The following is a 16034-nucleotide window of genomic DNA, read 5'->3' as shown; positions in this document are numbered from 1 at the left end:
ATTGTGTGGCAAGGGTCCATGGCGTAAGGGGTGTTGATGGCCTACGTCTCGCGCGCGGAGTGGGACGAACCGGGGTGTTGCCGGGTGGTGGTCGTCAATTAACCCGCCCGAGGCGAGATGTGCTCGTGAAGGTTGCGTAGAGGGTTTTACTGCGGAGTGCGGTTGCGGCTGACCGCCCCACGAACGCCTTACCCCCCACCCCTCCGAGGCGCTTGAAACGCGGTGGCTCGCTCCCTTTTCCGGGGTCTATTCAGGCATGCGTGCTTTTCGCGCATTCTGCAACGTGGGCGTCTTTCCGTGCATCTGGGCCCGGCACGCCTTCGGTGCGCCTGGACGCGTCATGCCCACGGCGGTCAACGCTGCTGCCGTCGTGGTGGCGGCGACTGTAAGAGCGACGACCAGCCCGGCGCCCCCGACTGGCGGATTCGTCTGTGGGGCGGCAAACTCTCCTGGCACCGTGTACACCGTGATCCGTTCGCCAACGTGTGTGCTGGCCGGGCAGGTACGACCCAACGGAACAAAGTCCGACTCTCGGAGGCTACGGTGGCGTTCGGTGCCGTCGAGCCACCGCAGTGAGCATTCCTGCCAGGTGCCGGTGACCTGTCCCGTCGGAGCGTTCCGCTCATGCTGAGTGGTCTCCCTGACGACCGCCCGGACGGGCTTGCCCCACACGTCGAGCACCGCCTGGTCAAGGAAGACCAGCAGCGCCGCGGCCAGCAGACCTTCCACAACGGCGGCCAACCCCAACTGCCACGGCTCCAGGCGGATGAAGGACACAGCGATCAGCGCGCACCCCGCACCGAGAAGACAGAGCGCGGCGACATCCGCGACCAGCGGCCGGGGCCACAGCGCAGGGAGGAGGATCACTGCCACCACGGCGACTGCGAACGTGACCATCGTCGCGGCCACCCCGATCAACGCACCAGCGACCCAGGACTGCCGTCCCACACTCATCCGGCCCCGCCACCTCCGCGTCGATAGTCCTCTTCCCAGCTGCAACCCGGCTCAGCGCCTCAACGAGCCAGCATTCTCCCTGAACTTCGACATGCCGACCAGGAGTTGACGGCGCATCACGCCGCCAACTGCGGGCGAAGACCCGGCATCGAGGCCCCGGGGGACGGGACGAGGGGGCCTCCCGGCTCGGTCACCACCATGGTGACGGCGGCGCCATCCGCGCAGGCGGTCACCGAGACGAAGTCGTTCAGCGCGACAGCGCAGGCATACGGCGTCACGCAGCCCGCCCTGTCGAACAAGATCGCCAAGCTGGAGGAGCGCCTCGGTGGAAAGCTCTTCGAACGCATGCCGCGCGGGGTGACCGAGACGGCGGGCGGCGCCGAGGTGCTGCCGTTGGTCGAACGGGCCGCGTCCGCGCTCGACGTCGTCGCCGTGAAGGCCCGGCGGCTGACCGAGCCGGGCGGGCAACGGATCCGCCAGGGTCGTCTCGGCACTGGTCGGCTCCTAGCTCGTCGGCTGGGCGTTCCGTGCCGTACGCGCCCTCACCGAACCACGCGAACTCGTGCTGCACGAGGCAGACATGGAGGAACTACGGCAATGCCTGCGCCGGGCAGCAGTCCATGACCATGTCGAGACCGGCGGCCCGGGTCCGGTCGTACGCGGCCTCGTCGATCACCCTCAGCTGGAACCAGACGGCCCGCGCACCCTTGGCGACCGCCTCGTCGGCGACCTGCCCGGCGAGATCGCTGTTCACGAACACATCCACGACGTCGACCTCGAAGGGGATCTCCGCGAGGGAGGCGTACCCCCGCTCGCCGTGGACCGTCTCCGCCTTGGGGTGCACCGGGACCACGCGCTTGCCGAACCGCCGCAGCACCTCGGCCACGGCGTAGGCGGCGCGCCGCCGGTTCGAGGAGAGGCCCACGACGGCCCAGGTGTCACCGGCCTCGGTCAGGATCCTGCGGATCGTCGCTTCGCTGCCGTACACGGTCGCGGCCTCCTCGGGCGTGGCGCGGAACTGTCCTCGCCGCAACACCGCCCGCCGGGCGGTGATTCCCTCGCGGACCCGGGAAAGCCGCGCACGGGCGGTTGCGCGCCGCCCACCCCATCCCATACTCCGGCTGCCTACTCCATCTCCGGCCGCCCACCGCGTCTCCCGCCACGGTGTCGGTTTCGGCGTCAAGTCCTGCGTTCGGGCTTCCGTCCGCCTACGCTCGCCCCGTGCTGCGCATCATCGACGCCCGAACCGGTCAGCCCGTCGACGCCGCTCCCGCCCGCCGGGGGCTGACCCGTGTCGAGGCACACGTATCGGGCTCCGACACCTCGGCCCTGCGTGTACTGCTCGTCGCCGACGTACTGGTCCGCGCCCTGGAACTCGGCGGCACGCCCGTGTGGCCGCTGTTCACCGGCGGGCGGCGCCGGGCCGAGCTGCGTGCCGCGGCCACGACCCTGGGCATCCGTCCCTTCGAGGAGGGACGCTCCCTCGCCGCGGGCCTCGGCGAGGCGCAGATCGTCCACGTGGTCGGGGACGACGGCGTGCTGCCCGAGGGCGGGGTCGTCGTCGGCGTCGCCCCCGCGATCCGCGTGGATCTCGCGGGCGAGGCCCCCGCGGCGGCCGGTGCCCACGCGGGCGCCCCTTACGCGGCCCCGCTCGCCGACCCCGCCGTGCTGCGCCTGGCCCTGCTCGCCACCCGCCGGGACACGCCCGTGCGCATCGACGCCGACGCGCTCGACCGGGCCGGGCGGACGCTGGCGCGCTGGCGGCGGGCCGTCGCCCAGTGGGCACGGCAGCCGTCCCGGCCGATCCCCGACGAGGTGCGCGGGCGGCTGCGCGCCGCCTGGGAGGACAATCTGGATGTGACCGAGGTACTGAACGTCCTGGACCGGGTCGCGGCCGCCGCCGACCTGCCGGACGGCGCCCGCTTCGAGACGTACGCGCACGCCGACCGGCTGCTCGGCCTCGACCTCGTCCGCGATCTCGGGAGCCCCGCGTGATCGCCCGCGCGGGTGTGGGCCCGTTGCGCCGCCTGGTCGTGCTGCGGCACGCCAAGTCCGCCTGGCCCGGCGGCGTCGCCGACCACGAACGCCCGCTCGCACCGCGCGGCCGACGCGACGCCCCCGCCGCGGGCCGCGCCCTCGCCGAGGCCGACTGTCTGCCCGACCTCGCCCTGTGCTCCACGGCGCTGCGCGCCCGGAGCACCTGGGAACTGGCCTCGGCCCAGTGGGGCACCCCGCCACCGGTCCGGTTCGATCCGCGGCTGTACGCGGCCGACGCACCGGACCTGCTGCGGGTCGTGCACGAGGTGTCGCCCGAGGTCGAGACGCTGCTCCTGGTCGGACACAACCCCGGTCTGGCGGAACTGGTCCTCGACCTGGCCGGGGACGGCCTCGACGACAGCCTGGACGTGGTCCGGGCGAAGTTCCCGACCTCGGCCATCGCGGTCCTGTCCTGGCACGGCACCGGCTGGCAGGCCCTTGGCCCCGGCACCGCGCTCCTCACCTCGGTCACCGTCCCGCGCGGAAAGCGACCGGGGTAGACGGAGAGGAAGACGGAGGAGAGGGAGACGGAGGGGACGACGGAGTGGCAGACGGAGGAGAAGACAGGTGGGGGGAACGTCGACCGACGTGGATCCAGGCCCCGAGGGCCGGCGACCCGCGGCCCGGCGACCCATGCTCGACCAGCCCGTTGGAGCCGCTACCGCTCGGTCGGGCCCGCCGGGCACGGATTAGGCTGGCCGGATGCAGGACGAGTACCGCACCGTCGCCCGTGCGGGCGTGCACGAGACCGAGGTCAATCGCTCCCGGTTCCTGTGCGCGCTCGCCCCGGCCGCCACCGAGCAGGAGGCCCAGGAGGTCATCGCCGCGGTCCGCAAGGAGCACGCCGACGCCACCCACAACTGCTGGGCGTACGTCATCGGCGCCGACGCGGCCGTCCAGAAGGCCAGCGACGACGGCGAACCCGGTGGCACCGCGGGCGTACCGATGCTCCAGATGCTGCTGCGCCGCGACATGCGGTACGTCGTCGCCGTCGTCACCCGCTACTACGGCGGCGTCAAGCTCGGCGCGGGCGGACTCATCCGGGCGTACGGCGGAGCCGTCGGCGAGGCCCTGGACGAGCTGGGCACCCTCACCCGGCGCCGCTTCCGGCTGGCCACGGTGACCGTCGACCACCAGCGCGCGGGCAAGATGCACAACGACCTGCGCGCGACCGGCCGCGCGGTGCGCGACGTCCGGTATGGGGAGGAGGTCACCATCGAGATCGCCCTGCCGGACGCGGACGTGGCCGCCTTCCGGGCCTGGCTGGCCGACGCCACCGCCGGGACGGCCCGCTTCGAAGCGGGCGGGGAGGCGTACGGGGACGCATGACGTGCGGAACGGGGACGCATGACCTGCGGAGTCGATCGCACGTAACCGGCCCATGGGGCGCGGCTGGTGACGGCCCGATGCGGGAGTGACCGCCCGTGATGTCAGACCCGGCCGTTAGTCTCGGGGATCATGAGACTCCTGCACACTTCCGACTGGCATCTGGGCCGGGCGTTCCACCGGGTGAACCTGCTCGACGCCCAGGCCGAGTTCATCGGACACCTCGTTGGGACCGTGCGCGAGCGCGATGTCGACGCGGTGGTCGTGTCGGGAGACGTGTACGACCGGGCGGTGCCCCCGCTCGCCGCGGTCGAGCTGTTCGACGACGCGCTGCACCGGCTCGCGGACCTCGGCGTGCCCACGATGATGATCTCCGGCAACCACGACTCGGCCCGCCGCCTCGGGGTCGGCGCCGGGCTCCTCGACCGCGCGGGCATCCATCTGCGCACCGACCCGGCCGGCTGCGGCACCCCGGTCGTGCTGGCGGACGCCCACGGGGACGTCGCCTGCTACGGCCTGCCCTACCTCGAACCCGCCCTGGTGAAGGACGCGTTCGGGGCCGACCGGGCGGGCCACGAGACCGTGCTCGCCGCCGCCATGGACCGGGTCCGCGCCGACCTCGCCGCCCGTGCGCCGGGCACCCGCTCCGTTGTCCTCGCGCACGCCTTCGTCACCGGCGGCGAGGCCAGCGACAGCGAACGGGACATCACCGTCGGCGGGGTGGCCGCCGTCCCGGCCGGGGTGTTCGACGGCGTCGACTACGTGGCACTCGGGCATCTGCACGGCTGCCAGACCCTCTCCCCGCGCGTGCGCTACTCGGGCTCCCCGCTGGCCTACTCCTTCTCCGAGGCCGACCACCGCAAGAGCATGTGGCTCGTCGACCTCGGAGCCGACGGCTCGGTCGCCGCCGAGCGGGTCGACTGCCCGGTACCGCGCCCGCTGGCCCGGATCCGCGGCACACTGGAGGACCTGCTCGCCGACCCGGCGCTCGCCCGGCACGAGACGGCCTGGGTCGAGGCCACGCTCACCGACCAGGTGCGGCCCGCCGATCCCATGGCCCGGCTCACCGGCCGCTTCCCGCACACCCTCAGCCTCGTCTTCGCCCCCGAGCGGGCCCCGGACGACCCCGACGCGTCGTACGCCGGCCGCCTCGCCGGCCGAGCCGACCAGCAGATCGCCCAGGACTTCGTGGCCCATGTGCGCGGCGCAGGACCCGACGAGCGGGAACGGGCCGTGCTGCGGGAGGCGTTCGACGCCGTGCGCGCCGACGACGCGCTGCACGAGGTGGCGCGATGAGGCTGCACCGGCTGGACATCACCGCCTTCGGGCCGTTCGGCGGCTCCCAGAGCGTCGACTTCGACGCCCTGTCCGCCGCGGGCTTGTTCCTGCTGCACGGACCGACCGGCGCGGGCAAGACCTCCGTCCTGGACGCCGTGTGCTACGCGCTCTACGGCTCCGTGCCGGGCGCCCGGCAGAGCGGCCAGGGCCTGTCCCTGCGCAGCGACCACGCCGGCCCCGGCACCCGCACCGAGGTCCGCCTCGAACTGACCGTCGCCGGACGGCGGTTGGAGGTGACCCGGCAGCCGCCCTGGGAACGGCCGAAGAAGCGCGGTTCGGGCACGACCCTGGACAAGGCGCAGACCTGGCTGCGCGCCTATGATCCGGCGGCCGGTGCCTGGCGCGACCTCAGCCGCTCGCACCAGGAGATCGGCGAGGAGATCACCCAACTGCTCGGCATGAGCCGGGAACAGTTCTGCCAGGTGGTCCTGCTGCCGCAGGGCGACTTCGCGCGCTTCCTGCGCGCCGACGCCGAGGCCCGGGCCAGACTGCTCGGCCGCCTCTTCGACACCCGGCGCTTCGCCGACGTCGAAAAACGCCTGGCCGAACGGCGCCGCGCCACCGAGACCCGGGTCCGGGAGGGCGACGCCGCGCTCCTCGCCGACGCGCACCGCATGCAGCAGGAGGCGGGTGACACCATGGAGTTGCCGGAACTCGCCCCTGGCGAGCCCGGACTGGCCGAGGCGGTCCTGGGCGCCGCCGCCGTCGCCCGCAGCACCGCCCGGGAACGGCTCGCCATCGCCCACCGCCGGCTCACCGCCGCCGAGTCCGCCCAGACCGCCGCCGACCGGACCCTCGCCGACGTACGCGAGCTCGCCCGGCTCCAGGCCAGATACGCCGAGGCACAGCGGCGCGCCGCGCTCCTCAAGGAGCGGGCCGGCGCCCACCGCGAGGCGCAGGCCCGCATGGAGCGGGGCCGCAAGGCGGAGGCCGTGGCGCCCGCCCTGGAGCTGAGGCAGGCCGCCGAGGCCGAGCACCGGCTCACCGCCGCCGCCGCGACACACGCGCGCGGGCTGCTGCCGCGGACTTTCGCGGACGCCGGTGCCGCCGGGCTCGCCGCAGCCGCCCGCCGGGCCGCCGAGGAACTGGGCGGCCTGGAGTCGGCGCGCCGCGCCGAGCAACGGCTCGCCGAACTCGTCGCCGAGCGCGCCGACCTGGACCGTCAGGAACGCGCCGACGAGGACATCCTGCGGGAGGCCGGGAGCTGGCTGGCCGACTGGGACACCACCCGTGCCGGACTGCAGAGTCGGCTGGAATCCGCCCAGGAGGCAGCCACCCGTGCCGAACAGCTCGCTGTGCAGCGCGAACCGGCCCGGCGCCGACTCGACGCGGCCCGGCTGCGAGACCGACTGGCCGAGGACACGCAGGAGGCGCGGCAGCGGGCACTCGCCTCCGAGCGGAACGCCCTTGCGGCCCGCGCTCACTGGCTCGACCTCAAGGAACAGCGGCTGAACGGCATCGCGGCCGAACTCGCCGCGAACCTCACCGACGGAGCACCGTGCGCCGTCTGCGGCGCCACCGAACACCCCGCGCCCGCCCGCAGAGTCGCCGGGCACGTCGACCGCGCGGCGGAGGAGCGCGCGCTGGCGGACCACCAGCGCGCCGACGAACAGCGCGCCGAGGACGAGCGGCGGCTGGGCGCCGTCCGGGAAGCGCTGGCCGCCGCGACCGCCGAGGGGGGCGACACCCCGACAGACCAACTCGCCGCCCAGACAGATGAGTTGGAGCGGGAGTACGCGCGGGCGCGGCGGGACGCGTCCGGGCAGCACGCCGCCCGCGAGGAGCTGCGGCAGGCCGAGCAGGAGCGTGAACGACGCCTCGCCGCCCGGCAGCAGACCGAGATCAGGGCCGCCTCTCGGCTCACCCGGCGGGACGCCCTCGACCAGGAACGCACCCTCCTGGAGGAGGAGTTGACGCAGGCGCGCGGCGGCGCCGACAGCGTGGCGGCCCGCGCCGCGCAACTGGAGCGGCAGACGGCCCTGCTCACCGACGCCGCCGATGCCACACGCGGCGCCGAGGACAGCGCCCGACGGCTCAAGGACGCCGACGCCCGGCTGGCCGACGCCGCCTACCGCGCGGGCTTCGCCACCCCCCGGGACGCGGCCGCCGCCCTGCTCGACGACGCGTCCCACCGCGAACTCCAGCACCTCCTCGACGCCCGGCAGTCCGAGGAAGCCGCCGTACGCGCGATCCTCGCCGAGGCCGACGCGGCCGCCGCCGCCCAGCGGCCGCCCGCCGACCTCGAAGCGGCCGGGCGCGCCGCGGCCTCGGCGGCCGGCCGGCTGCGCGAGGCCGCGTCCGCACGCGACGCCGCGGCCCGCTGCTGCGCCGAACTCGACCGGCTCTCCGCCCGCGCCGCCGACGGCGTGCGCCGACTGGCGCCGCTGCGCGAGGAGTACGACCGGGTGGCCCGGCTCGCCGCCCTCACCGCGGGCACCTCGGCCGACAACGAACGCAGGATGCGGCTGGAGTCGTATGTGCTGGCGGCCCGCCTGGAACAGGTCGCCGCCGCCGCGACGGTACGGCTGCGCAGGATGTCCTCCGGCCGCTACACCCTGGTCCACTCCGACGACCGCACCGGACGGGGCCGCAGCGGGCTGGGGTTGCACGTGGTCGACGCCTGGACCGGCCGCGAGCGCGACACGGCGACGCTGTCGGGCGGCGAGACGTTCTTCGCCTCCCTCGCGCTGGCCCTCGGCCTCGCCGACGTCGTCACCGACGAGGCGGGCGGGGTCCGGCTGGACACCCTCTTCATCGACGAGGGCTTCGGCAGCCTCGACGACCAGACCCTGGACGAGGTCCTCGACGTGCTGGACTCTCTGCGCGAACGCGACCGCAGCGTCGGCATCGTCAGCCACGTCCCCGACCTGCGGCGCCGCATCCACGCCCAACTGGAGGTGGTGAAGGGCAGATCGGGCTCCGCGCTGCGGCAGCGGGGCCTCGGCTAGCCGGGCCGCCGAGCCCGCGCGGCGGCCGGGTCATGGGGTCCCGGAGGCGGTGCTGCCGTTCTGTGCCGGGGCCGACGGCGAGGATCTCGCCACGGACCACGACGGCGCGGCCCTCGTGCTCGGCGACGAACCGGCCTCCACCTCGTTCCTGCCGGACCACGACACCTTCGTACGGTGGAGCGCGTGTCGGCTCCGAGGACGAACCGCCGACGGGCGTGCCCGCGGCCCTCGGAGCGGCCGGGTGGCAGCACGAGACCGGCTGGCAGGGGCCCGGCCCGCCATCCAGTTCGAGTCGACCCGACCCGACCCGACCCGACCCGAACCGAACCGAACCGACCCGGCACCGCGACCGACCGCGCCGAGCACCTGCGCCCGCCGCTGGAGCCGGGCCGCTACGCGGTGCGCGCGGCGCATGCCGAGCCGGGGCCGGGGGCCCGGCTCGGCCTTGTCCAGCTGCGTCGGGGGCGTCGGGGGCGTCGGGCCTTGCCGTCGGTCAGAGCGCGGACAACTCGGCCACCAGATCGTCCAGGCCCAGCGAACCCTGGGACAGGGCCGCCATGTGCCACGCCTTGAGGTCGAAGGCGTCGCCGTGCCGCCTGCGCGCGTTCTCGCGGCCCAGCAGCCAGGCCCGCTCGCCGAGCTTGTAGCCGATCGCCTGACCCGGGATCGTCAGATAACGGGTCAGCTCGCTCTCCACGAAGTCGGCGGGCCGACTGCTGTGCGCGGCGAAGAACTCCTCGGCCAGCTCCGGCGTCCACCGCTCCTTCGGGTGGAACGGCGAGTCCGCCGGGATCTCCAGCTCCAGATGCATGCCGATGTCGACGATCACCCGGGCCGCGCGCATCATCTGCGCGTCGAGGTAGCCGAGCCGGTGCTCCGGATCGGTCAGGTAGCCCAGCTCGTCCATGAGGCGCTCGGCGTACAGCGCCCAGCCCTCCGCGTTGGCGCTGACCCCGCCGAGGGTCGCCTGGTAGCGGGAGAGGTTCTCGGCGACATGCGCCCACTGGGCGAGCTGGAGGTGGTGCCCGGGCACGCCCTCGTGGTACCAGGTCGACACCAGGTCGTACTCCGGGAACCGGGTCTGCCCCATGGTCGGCAGCCAGGTGCTGCCGGGGCGCGAGAAGTCCTCCGACGGGGCCGTGTAGTACGGGGCCGCGGCGCCGCCGGGCGGCGCGATGCGCGCCTCCACCTTCCGCACCCGCTCGGCGAGTTCGAAGTGCGTGCCGTCCAGCTCCGCGATCGCCCGGTCCATCAGGCCCTGCAGCCAGACCCGCACCTCCTCCACACCCTCGATGTGCGCGCCGTGCTCGTCGAGGTGGGCGAGCGCCACCCACGGCGTCTCGGCACCGGGCAGGACCTTCTCCGCCTCCTGCCGCATCTCGCCCAGGATGCGGTGGTACTCGGCCCAGCCGTACGCGTACGCCTCGTCCAGGTCCAGGTCCGTACCGTTGAAGTACCGCGACCAGCGGGCGTACCGCTCGCGGCCCACCGTGTTCGGGGCGCCCTCGACGGCCGGCGCGTACACGTCCCGCATCCAGTCCCGCAGCTCGACGATCGCCGCGGTCGCCACGCCGGCCGCGGCTGCCAGCTCGGCGCGCAGCGACTCGGGCCCGGCCGAGGCGAAGTCCTCGAACCAGCCGCGGCCCGTGCCGTCCGTGTCCGCCCACTCGGTGAGCTGGTCGACGAAGGTGGCGGTCGGGCGGGGAGCCGCGTACAGCTTCCGCTCCAGGCCGAGCGCCAGCGACTCGCGGTAGCCCGCGAGTGCGGCCGGGACCGCCCGCAGCCGCTCGGCGACCGCTGCCCAGTCCTCCTCCGTCTGGGTGGGCGTCACCGTGAAAACGTCGCGCACGGCGTGCCCGGGGGTGTGCATATTGCCGACCGCGCGCAGGCTCTCGTCGGCCTCGTGCACGGCGAGTTCGGCGGTGAGCCGCTCGCGCAGCAGACGGGCGCAGCGCCGCTCCACGTCACTGTCCGCCCCGGGCCGCCGCTCGGCCGCCGCGAGCGCGGCGAGGGTGTTGCGCGCCAGCCCCGCCAGGGCCTCCTGGCCCGCGGGCGAGAAGTCCGGCAGCCGACTCGAACTCTCCTTCACTCCGAGGTAGGTACCGGTGACCGGGTCCAGGGCGACGAGTGCGTCGACGTAGGCGTCGGCCACCTCGCGGGGCAGCGGGCTCTTGGATTCAGACATGCGGTCCATCCTCATACGGCGATGATGTCCGCGTCACCTCGTGCGGGCCCTCCGCACCTCGATTCGGCCGCGGGCGGGGCCGGGACGGCGGCCGGGGCGGCGCCCCGGGAAACCGCCGACGGACGAGCGATAGGTCTCTCCCGGCCAGTGGTTCAGTCGCGGCCGGCCGGACCGCCGGACCGCCGCTGCACGCAGTCGTACGGCGGGCGCGAGACGACCGGGGCGGCGTCCAGCCGGGCCGAGATGACCAGCGTGCCCTCCTCGATCTGGTAGTCGAGCGGCAGACCGAGCCCGCGCATCGCGGCGACCATGCCGGTGTTGGACGCCCGCGTCACGGCGTACACGCTCTCGCAGCCCGCCTCGACGGCCATCGACACCAGGCGGCCGAGCAGTTCACCGCCGATGCCGCGCCGCTGCCACTCGTCCTCGACGAGCAGCGTGACCTCCGTCTCGTCGCCGTCCCACAGCAGATGGCCGAGGCCGACGATGCGGCCCGACGCGGTCTGCACGGCCAGCGTCCGCCCGAAGCGGGGGCTGAGCAGATGATCGAGATACCGGTCCGCCTCCCGGACCGGCCCGTGGTACCGCAGGCCGAGGGTGCGTGCCGAGCACCGCGCGTGCATCGCCTTCGCCGCCTCCAGGTCGCTCGGGTCGGCCCGGCGCACGGTGATCGCGTTGCCCTCGGCGAACGTCAGCACGTCCTGACCGCGCGGGATCCGCGGGCCGAGCCGCTCGTCCAGCTCCACCAGTGCCCGCGCCCGGGCGAACTCGGTCGGCGTGAACGGCGGACACGGCCGCTCCACGATGATCACTCCGCCCTCCGGTGCCCGCAGCCGCATCACGGTGTCCTCCAGCGCCCCCTCGGCCGGCACCGCCTCCGGTTCCCGTCCGTCGCCGGCCGGTGCGGCGGGCAGCGAACGTATGGTGCACCGGCCCAGCAACTGCCGTAGCGCCAGCGGGAGTTCCGCGGCGTCCAGCGCGGTGCGCGCGGCGAGGCCGAGCACCCGGGTGGGCCCGTCCACGAGATCGTGCGCGTCGGCTCGCTCGATCCAGGTGTGCGCGCCCCCGGCCAGCGAGACCGCCCGGGTGATCTCGGCCGCCGTGAGGCCCGCCGGGGAGCGCAGCAGGAACTCGTCCGCCGTGCCCTCGGCCAGCGGATGCGTCTGGAGGCTCAGGATGTCCACCTCGCGGCCCGCGAGGGCCGTGCACAGCGCGGCCAGCGAGCCGGGTCGGTCCTGCACCGTCGTCCGCATCCGCCACAGCGCGCTCGCCCCGCCCTCGGCGCCGGGCGTCGTCTCCGGCTGCTCGGACGGCCCGGTCCGCCGCGGCTCGGCGGGCGGCCGGGCGTCGGTATGGTCCGTGGGAGGGGCATGACCGTGGCGCCGTGCCCACCAGGTGTGGAACCCCGCCGTGGCGATCAACGCCGCCGCGGCGATCACCAGCAGCGCCGGGCCGTCGGGCCCGTGCCCGATCAGGTCGGCCACCACATCCGCCACGGCGACGGCCGTGAAGAGGGCGGCGAGTTCCACGATGTCCCGCCGCCAGTGGTGCACGGGACGCCCGTGCTTCGCTCGTCTCACATCCGCTATGTCGCCAGTCATACACCCACTGTGAAGGAACGGTGTTGCGTGATCGCGAACGATGTGTGACTGATGGGTAAAGCGTGCTTCTGTCCTTTTTGCCGCTCTTTGGGATTGGCTGCGGACCATCGCCTCGGTCGGCGAAAACGCGCTGTGCGGCCGGGAGTTGGAAGGCTCGGGCGACCGAGCCGCGCACCGGGGGATGACGCCGGTGCGCGGCACGTCTTCGAGGGTACGGGAGCAGTCCGCAGGGGCGGGTTCCGGCCGCGCCTACTGGCCGACCCGGCCCGGCTGGAGCCGCTGGGTGAACAGCACCGTGCCGTCCTGCTCGCGCAGTCGCACCGTCAGCTCCCCGCTGTCGCCGTCGATGTCGACCTCGCCGAAGAACTGGTAGCCGCCGGCGGGGGAGACGTTCGCCGCGGTCGGCGCCTTCACGAACACCCGTTCCGGTCCGAAGGTGCCGTCGAGCAGGCTGGCCGGGAAGGCGCCCGCGTTGAGCGGACCGGAGACGAACTCCCAGAACGGCTCGAAGTCGGTGAACGCGGCCCGTGACGGCTGGTAGTGCTGGGCCGAGGTGTGGTGCACATCGGCGGTCAGCCACACCGTGCCGGTGATCCGCCGGTGCTTGATGTGGCGCAGCAGTTCGGCGATCTGCAGCTCGCGGCCCAGCGGAGCGCCAGGGTCGCCCTGTGCCACCGCCTCGATGTTCGGTCGGCCCTCGGTCGCGTCCGGTACGACCAGGCCGAGCGGCATGTCGGCGGCGATCACCTTCCACACCGCGCGCGACCGGGACAGCTCCCGCTTGAGCCACTCCAACTGCTCGCGGCCGAGGATGCCCTGCGGGTCCACGGTCTGGTCGTCGGGCGAGTTGGCGTTGCGGTAGGTCCGCATGTCCAGGACGAACACGTCGAGCAGCGGGCCGTACCGCACCACCCGCTGGACCCGGCCCTGCTTCGCGCCCGGCCGCAGCGTCGGGATCGGGAAGTACTCGCTGAAGGCCCGACGGGCGCGCGCCGCCAGCACGTCGACGCTCTTCTCGGTGTACCGGGCGTCCGAGTCGGCGATCACCTGCCCCGGGTACCAGTTGTTGCGCACCTCGTGGTCGTCCCACTGGATGATCGACGGAACCTGTGCGTTGAAATTCTTGAGGTTCTCGTCCAGCAGGTTGTACCGGAAGTTGCCGCGGAACTCCGCCAGCGTCTCGGCCACCTTGGACTTCTCCTCGGTGGTGATGTTCCGCCAGGTCCGGCCGTCGGGCAGGACCTGGGTGGCGCTGATCGGGCCGTCGGCGTAGATGTTGTCGCCGCTGCACAGGAAGAAGTCCGGGTCCAGCTTCGCCATGGCGTCGTAGATCCGGTAGCCGCCGAGGTCGGGGTTGATGCCCCAGCCCTGGCCGGCCAGGTCGCCGGACCACAGGAACCGCACGCCGCCCCGGCGGCGCGCCGAGACGGTGCGGAACGTGCCGGTCACGGGCTCGCCGGTGCGTCGCGGGTCGTCCGGGTCGGCGAGCAGCACGCGATAGTGGATCTGTTCGCCGGACGGCAGGCCGCGCAGCCGGGTGGTGCCGGTGAGGTCGGTGCCCTGGCCCAGCAGCGGGCCGTGCCATCTGCGCGGGTTGCGGAACGACTCGGTGGCCGAGGTTTCCACGATCATCCGGGCCGGCCGGTCCGAGCGCACCCACACCAGACCGGAGTCGGCGGTCACGTCGCCGACCTGCACGCCCCAGCCCGCCTTCGGGCGCCCCGACAGGGCGAACGCGGGGGCGGCGCCGACGGCGGCGGGCAGGGCAAGGGCCGCGGACGCGGCGAGGGAGCCGCGCAGGACGCTGCGGCGGCCGGGGAAGGGACGGTGTGACATGACTGCGCCTCCGGGGTCGGGAACCGGACCGTGTGCAGTGCCACACCTACTGGTGTGCCGCAGCGGGCACGGAAACCACAAGTGAACAACTGGCCCGGTGGCGACGGACCCCTGGAGGACACCTCCGGGGGTCCTGTCGCCCTCCGACGCGACCGGGCCCCAACTGCGGCCCCTGTCACCGCCGTTGTGGCAGCCCCACCCTGAAGGACCGGCACGCCGCGAATACGGCCCCCTCATGCCGCGAGTACGGCCGTCACGCCGCCGGTGCCGCGGCGATCAGCACTCCTCCGGATCTGATCCGCGCCCGTGCCGGGAGGGGCGTACCCGAGGACCGGACACACGCCGGAGCCGCCGATACGCGCGTGCGTGCAGGTGCTGTGCGGGTGCACCGCGACACCGGCCACGGCCCGGGCCCGGTCGGGCAACGGGGGCCGGCGGCGGCGCGTCGAGTACGCGCGCGTAGGAGACGGTGACACCCTGTGGGCCGTGTGGGGTGGGGACCTCGAAGGAGACGGTCTCGCGGACACGGTGGGCCGCTTCCTCGTCGCGGTCACCGGCGAGGAGACGTCCGGGCTGTCCGTCCGCTTCCTGGAGATCAACGGCGGCTTCGCGATGCTCGCCCTGCGCGACCGCGAACCCGACACCGTGCTGCAACTGGACGTGGCCGACGGCGTCGTCCAGGCGGTGTACCTCGTGCGCAACCCCGACAAGCTGCGGTCACTGGCCGCGCGCTGATCCGTTCCGCCCCAAACCCCCCGTCGCCCGCCGGTGGATTCCAGAGGGCTTTGCCGTCACGTCGCGAAAACGGCCCGGTGAGAGCGGTTCATGGACGCTCCGCCGGGGAGGCCCGCGCGCCGCCCGAGGGTTCGAGGATTGGTCTTGACCAAGGGTGTGCGCCGCCTTATCGTCGCAGATAAGTGCAACAACCTTTAATAAACAAGGGCGCTAAAACGCCGCCGTACCACGGCGATTGCGGAGGACAGGGTGGGGACCACGCAGCTGGAACCGGTGCCGGAACCGAAGTACTGGCATCTCAGGACCGTGCTCAGTGAGGCATTGGACTCCGAGTTCTCGGTCGGGGAGATCCTGCCCAACGAGCGGGACCTCGCCGCCCGCTTCGGAGTGGCCCGCGCCACGCTCCGCCAGGCCCTCGAACAGCTCGAACTCGAAGGCCGGCTGCAGCGCCGCCGCGGTGTCGGCACGACCGTCGCCCCGCCGCGCGTCGGCGTCGCCGTCGGCACCGAACAGCACGCCTGGCCGGGCGCCGCCGATGACGCCTGGCAGCCCGCGGACTGCACGCAGGCGGTGCCGCCCGCAGCCGTCGTCACGGCCCTGGAGACCGGCGCCGACGAGCCCGTGCACGCCGTGCGCCGCACCCGGGTGTCCCATGGCCAGCCGGTGGCCGCCGAACTGCTCTACGTCCCCGCGGCCTCGGTGCCCGACCTGTCGGCGATCGGCGTCTCCTCCGGCCCGGCACGCGCGCGTGCCGTGCTGCGCGAGCTGCGGCGCCTGGACCTGGAGGGCGAGGACCGCGCCGTGGAACTCGGCTCGGCCGGCGCGGACGACGCCAAGAAACTGGACCGGCTCCCCGGGGCGCCCGTCCTGGTCGTCACCACACGCTTCTTCGCCGAGGGACGCACGGCGGCGCTCTCCGTCGCCCTGTACCGCGCGGACACCTGCCGCCTCACCTTCGGTGACAAGGGCAGGGTGGAGATCCACCACGGACCCGAACGCCAGGCTTCGTAACCGACGATTCCTGGTGACGGACGATTCCTGGGAGCCGACGACTCCCGCGCCCGGCGGGACGGA

Annotated in this window: 13 protein-coding genes and 1 pseudogene; 9 read left to right on the top strand and 5 right to left on the bottom strand. The window is 73.7% G+C overall.

Going from position 1 to position 16034, the window contains the following annotated elements; all coding sequences use genetic code 11:
- Positions 1 to 246: 246 nt before the first annotated feature.
- On the bottom strand, positions 247 to 954 hold the full coding sequence (locus tag ACWEKM_RS12160; protein ID WP_451621078.1) for a hypothetical protein: 708 nt from the start codon (positions 952 to 954) through the stop codon (positions 247 to 249).
- Between the two features lie 198 nt (positions 955 to 1152).
- Here ACWEKM_RS12160 and ACWEKM_RS12155 point away from each other — a divergent pair, with 198 nt between their 5' ends.
- Positions 1153 to 1578 carry a LysR family transcriptional regulator gene (locus ACWEKM_RS12155; RefSeq protein WP_451621113.1) on the top strand — a complete coding sequence of 142 codons (426 nt, stop codon included), beginning with the start codon at positions 1153 to 1155 and terminating at the stop codon, positions 1576 to 1578.
- Here ACWEKM_RS12155 and ACWEKM_RS12150 read toward each other — a convergent pair.
- On the bottom strand, positions 1544 to 1942 hold the full coding sequence (locus tag ACWEKM_RS12150) for a CoA-binding protein (protein WP_451621077.1): 399 nt from the start codon (positions 1940 to 1942) through the stop codon (positions 1544 to 1546). The genes ACWEKM_RS12155 and ACWEKM_RS12150 overlap by 35 nt on opposite strands.
- A 233-nt stretch (positions 1943 to 2175) precedes the next feature.
- On the opposite strand from ACWEKM_RS12150, the gene ACWEKM_RS12145 reads away from it, so the two are divergent.
- The 6 genes and pseudogenes from ACWEKM_RS12145 to ACWEKM_RS12120 form a co-directional block, all read left to right on the top strand.
- Positions 2176 to 2949, top strand: a complete 774-nt coding sequence (locus ACWEKM_RS12145) for a hypothetical protein (protein ID WP_451621076.1) — start codon at positions 2176 to 2178, stop codon at positions 2947 to 2949.
- Positions 2946 to 3491: a SixA phosphatase family protein gene (locus ACWEKM_RS12140; protein WP_451621075.1), complete on the top strand. Its 546-nt coding sequence runs from the start codon at positions 2946 to 2948 to the stop codon at positions 3489 to 3491. Before ACWEKM_RS12145 ends, ACWEKM_RS12140 begins: the two co-directional genes overlap by 4 nt.
- A 202-nt stretch (positions 3492 to 3693) precedes the next feature.
- Positions 3694 to 4320, top strand: coding sequence for a YigZ family protein (locus ACWEKM_RS12135; protein ID WP_451621074.1), 627 nt, complete (start codon positions 3694 to 3696; stop codon positions 4318 to 4320).
- 129 nt (positions 4321 to 4449) lie between these two features.
- The gene (locus ACWEKM_RS12130; RefSeq protein WP_451621073.1) at positions 4450 to 5613 is read left to right on the top strand and encodes an exonuclease SbcCD subunit D; all 1164 of its coding nucleotides are present in this window, start codon (positions 4450 to 4452) and stop codon (positions 5611 to 5613) included.
- Positions 5610 to 8603, top strand: a complete 2994-nt coding sequence (locus ACWEKM_RS12125) for an AAA family ATPase (protein WP_451621072.1) — start codon at positions 5610 to 5612, stop codon at positions 8601 to 8603. Before ACWEKM_RS12130 ends, ACWEKM_RS12125 begins: the two co-directional genes overlap by 4 nt.
- Positions 8604 to 8652: 49 nt before the next feature.
- A pseudogene (locus ACWEKM_RS12120) lies at positions 8653 to 8748 on the top strand (hypothetical protein); the annotation flags it as partial.
- Between the two features lie 348 nt (positions 8749 to 9096).
- Here the strand turns inward: ACWEKM_RS12120 and ACWEKM_RS12115 are convergent.
- The 3 genes from ACWEKM_RS12115 to ACWEKM_RS12105 all read right to left on the bottom strand — a co-directional run bounded on the left by ACWEKM_RS12115 (position 9097) and on the right by ACWEKM_RS12105 (position 14225).
- Positions 9097 to 10788: a DUF885 domain-containing protein gene (locus ACWEKM_RS12115; protein ID WP_451621071.1), complete on the bottom strand. Its 1692-nt coding sequence runs from the start codon at positions 10786 to 10788 to the stop codon at positions 9097 to 9099.
- A 152-nt stretch (positions 10789 to 10940) separates the two neighbouring features.
- Positions 10941 to 12389, bottom strand: coding sequence for a GNAT family N-acetyltransferase (locus ACWEKM_RS12110; protein WP_451621070.1), 1449 nt, complete (start codon positions 12387 to 12389; stop codon positions 10941 to 10943).
- Between the two features lie 249 nt (positions 12390 to 12638).
- Complete coding sequence (locus tag ACWEKM_RS12105; RefSeq protein ID WP_451621069.1) at positions 12639 to 14225, bottom strand: alkaline phosphatase D family protein; 1587 nt, start codon at positions 14223 to 14225, stop codon at positions 12639 to 12641.
- A 366-nt stretch (positions 14226 to 14591) separates the two neighbouring features.
- On the opposite strand from ACWEKM_RS12105, the gene ACWEKM_RS12100 reads away from it, so the two are divergent.
- Both ACWEKM_RS12100 and ACWEKM_RS12095 read left to right on the top strand, forming a co-directional pair.
- On the top strand, positions 14592 to 14960 hold the full coding sequence (locus ACWEKM_RS12100) for a hypothetical protein (protein WP_451621068.1): 369 nt from the start codon (positions 14592 to 14594) through the stop codon (positions 14958 to 14960).
- A gap of 249 nt (positions 14961 to 15209) precedes the next feature.
- Positions 15210 to 15971, top strand: a complete 762-nt coding sequence (locus ACWEKM_RS12095; RefSeq protein WP_451621067.1) for a GntR family transcriptional regulator — start codon at positions 15210 to 15212, stop codon at positions 15969 to 15971.
- The last annotated feature ends 63 nt before the right edge of the window (positions 15972 to 16034 follow it).

The organism is Streptomyces sp. NPDC004752 (assembly GCF_053601275.1).
This window is presented reverse-complemented; position numbering and strand designations above follow the sequence as displayed.

What these genes read in the sequence shown, in the direction of transcription:
- ACWEKM_RS12160 (WP_451621078.1), bottom strand. Translation starts at nt 954, where the DNA reads ATGAGTGTGGGACGGCAGTCCTGGGTCGCTGGTGCGTTGATCGGGGTG.
- ACWEKM_RS12155 (WP_451621113.1), top strand. Translation starts at nt 1,153, where the DNA reads ATGGTGACGGCGGCGCCATCCGCGCAGGCGGTCACCGAGACGAAGTCG.
- ACWEKM_RS12135 (WP_451621074.1), top strand. Translation starts at nt 3,694, where the DNA reads ATGCAGGACGAGTACCGCACCGTCGCCCGTGCGGGCGTGCACGAGACC.
- ACWEKM_RS12130 (WP_451621073.1), top strand. Translation starts at nt 4,450, where the DNA reads ATGAGACTCCTGCACACTTCCGACTGGCATCTGGGCCGGGCGTTCCAC.
- ACWEKM_RS12125 (WP_451621072.1), top strand. Translation starts at nt 5,610, where the DNA reads ATGAGGCTGCACCGGCTGGACATCACCGCCTTCGGGCCGTTCGGCGGC.
- ACWEKM_RS12115 (WP_451621071.1), bottom strand. Translation starts at nt 10,788, where the DNA reads ATGTCTGAATCCAAGAGCCCGCTGCCCCGCGAGGTGGCCGACGCCTAC.
- ACWEKM_RS12110 (WP_451621070.1), bottom strand. Translation starts at nt 12,389, where the DNA reads ATGACTGGCGACATAGCGGATGTGAGACGAGCGAAGCACGGGCGTCCC.
- ACWEKM_RS12105 (WP_451621069.1), bottom strand. Translation starts at nt 14,225, where the DNA reads ATGTCACACCGTCCCTTCCCCGGCCGCCGCAGCGTCCTGCGCGGCTCC.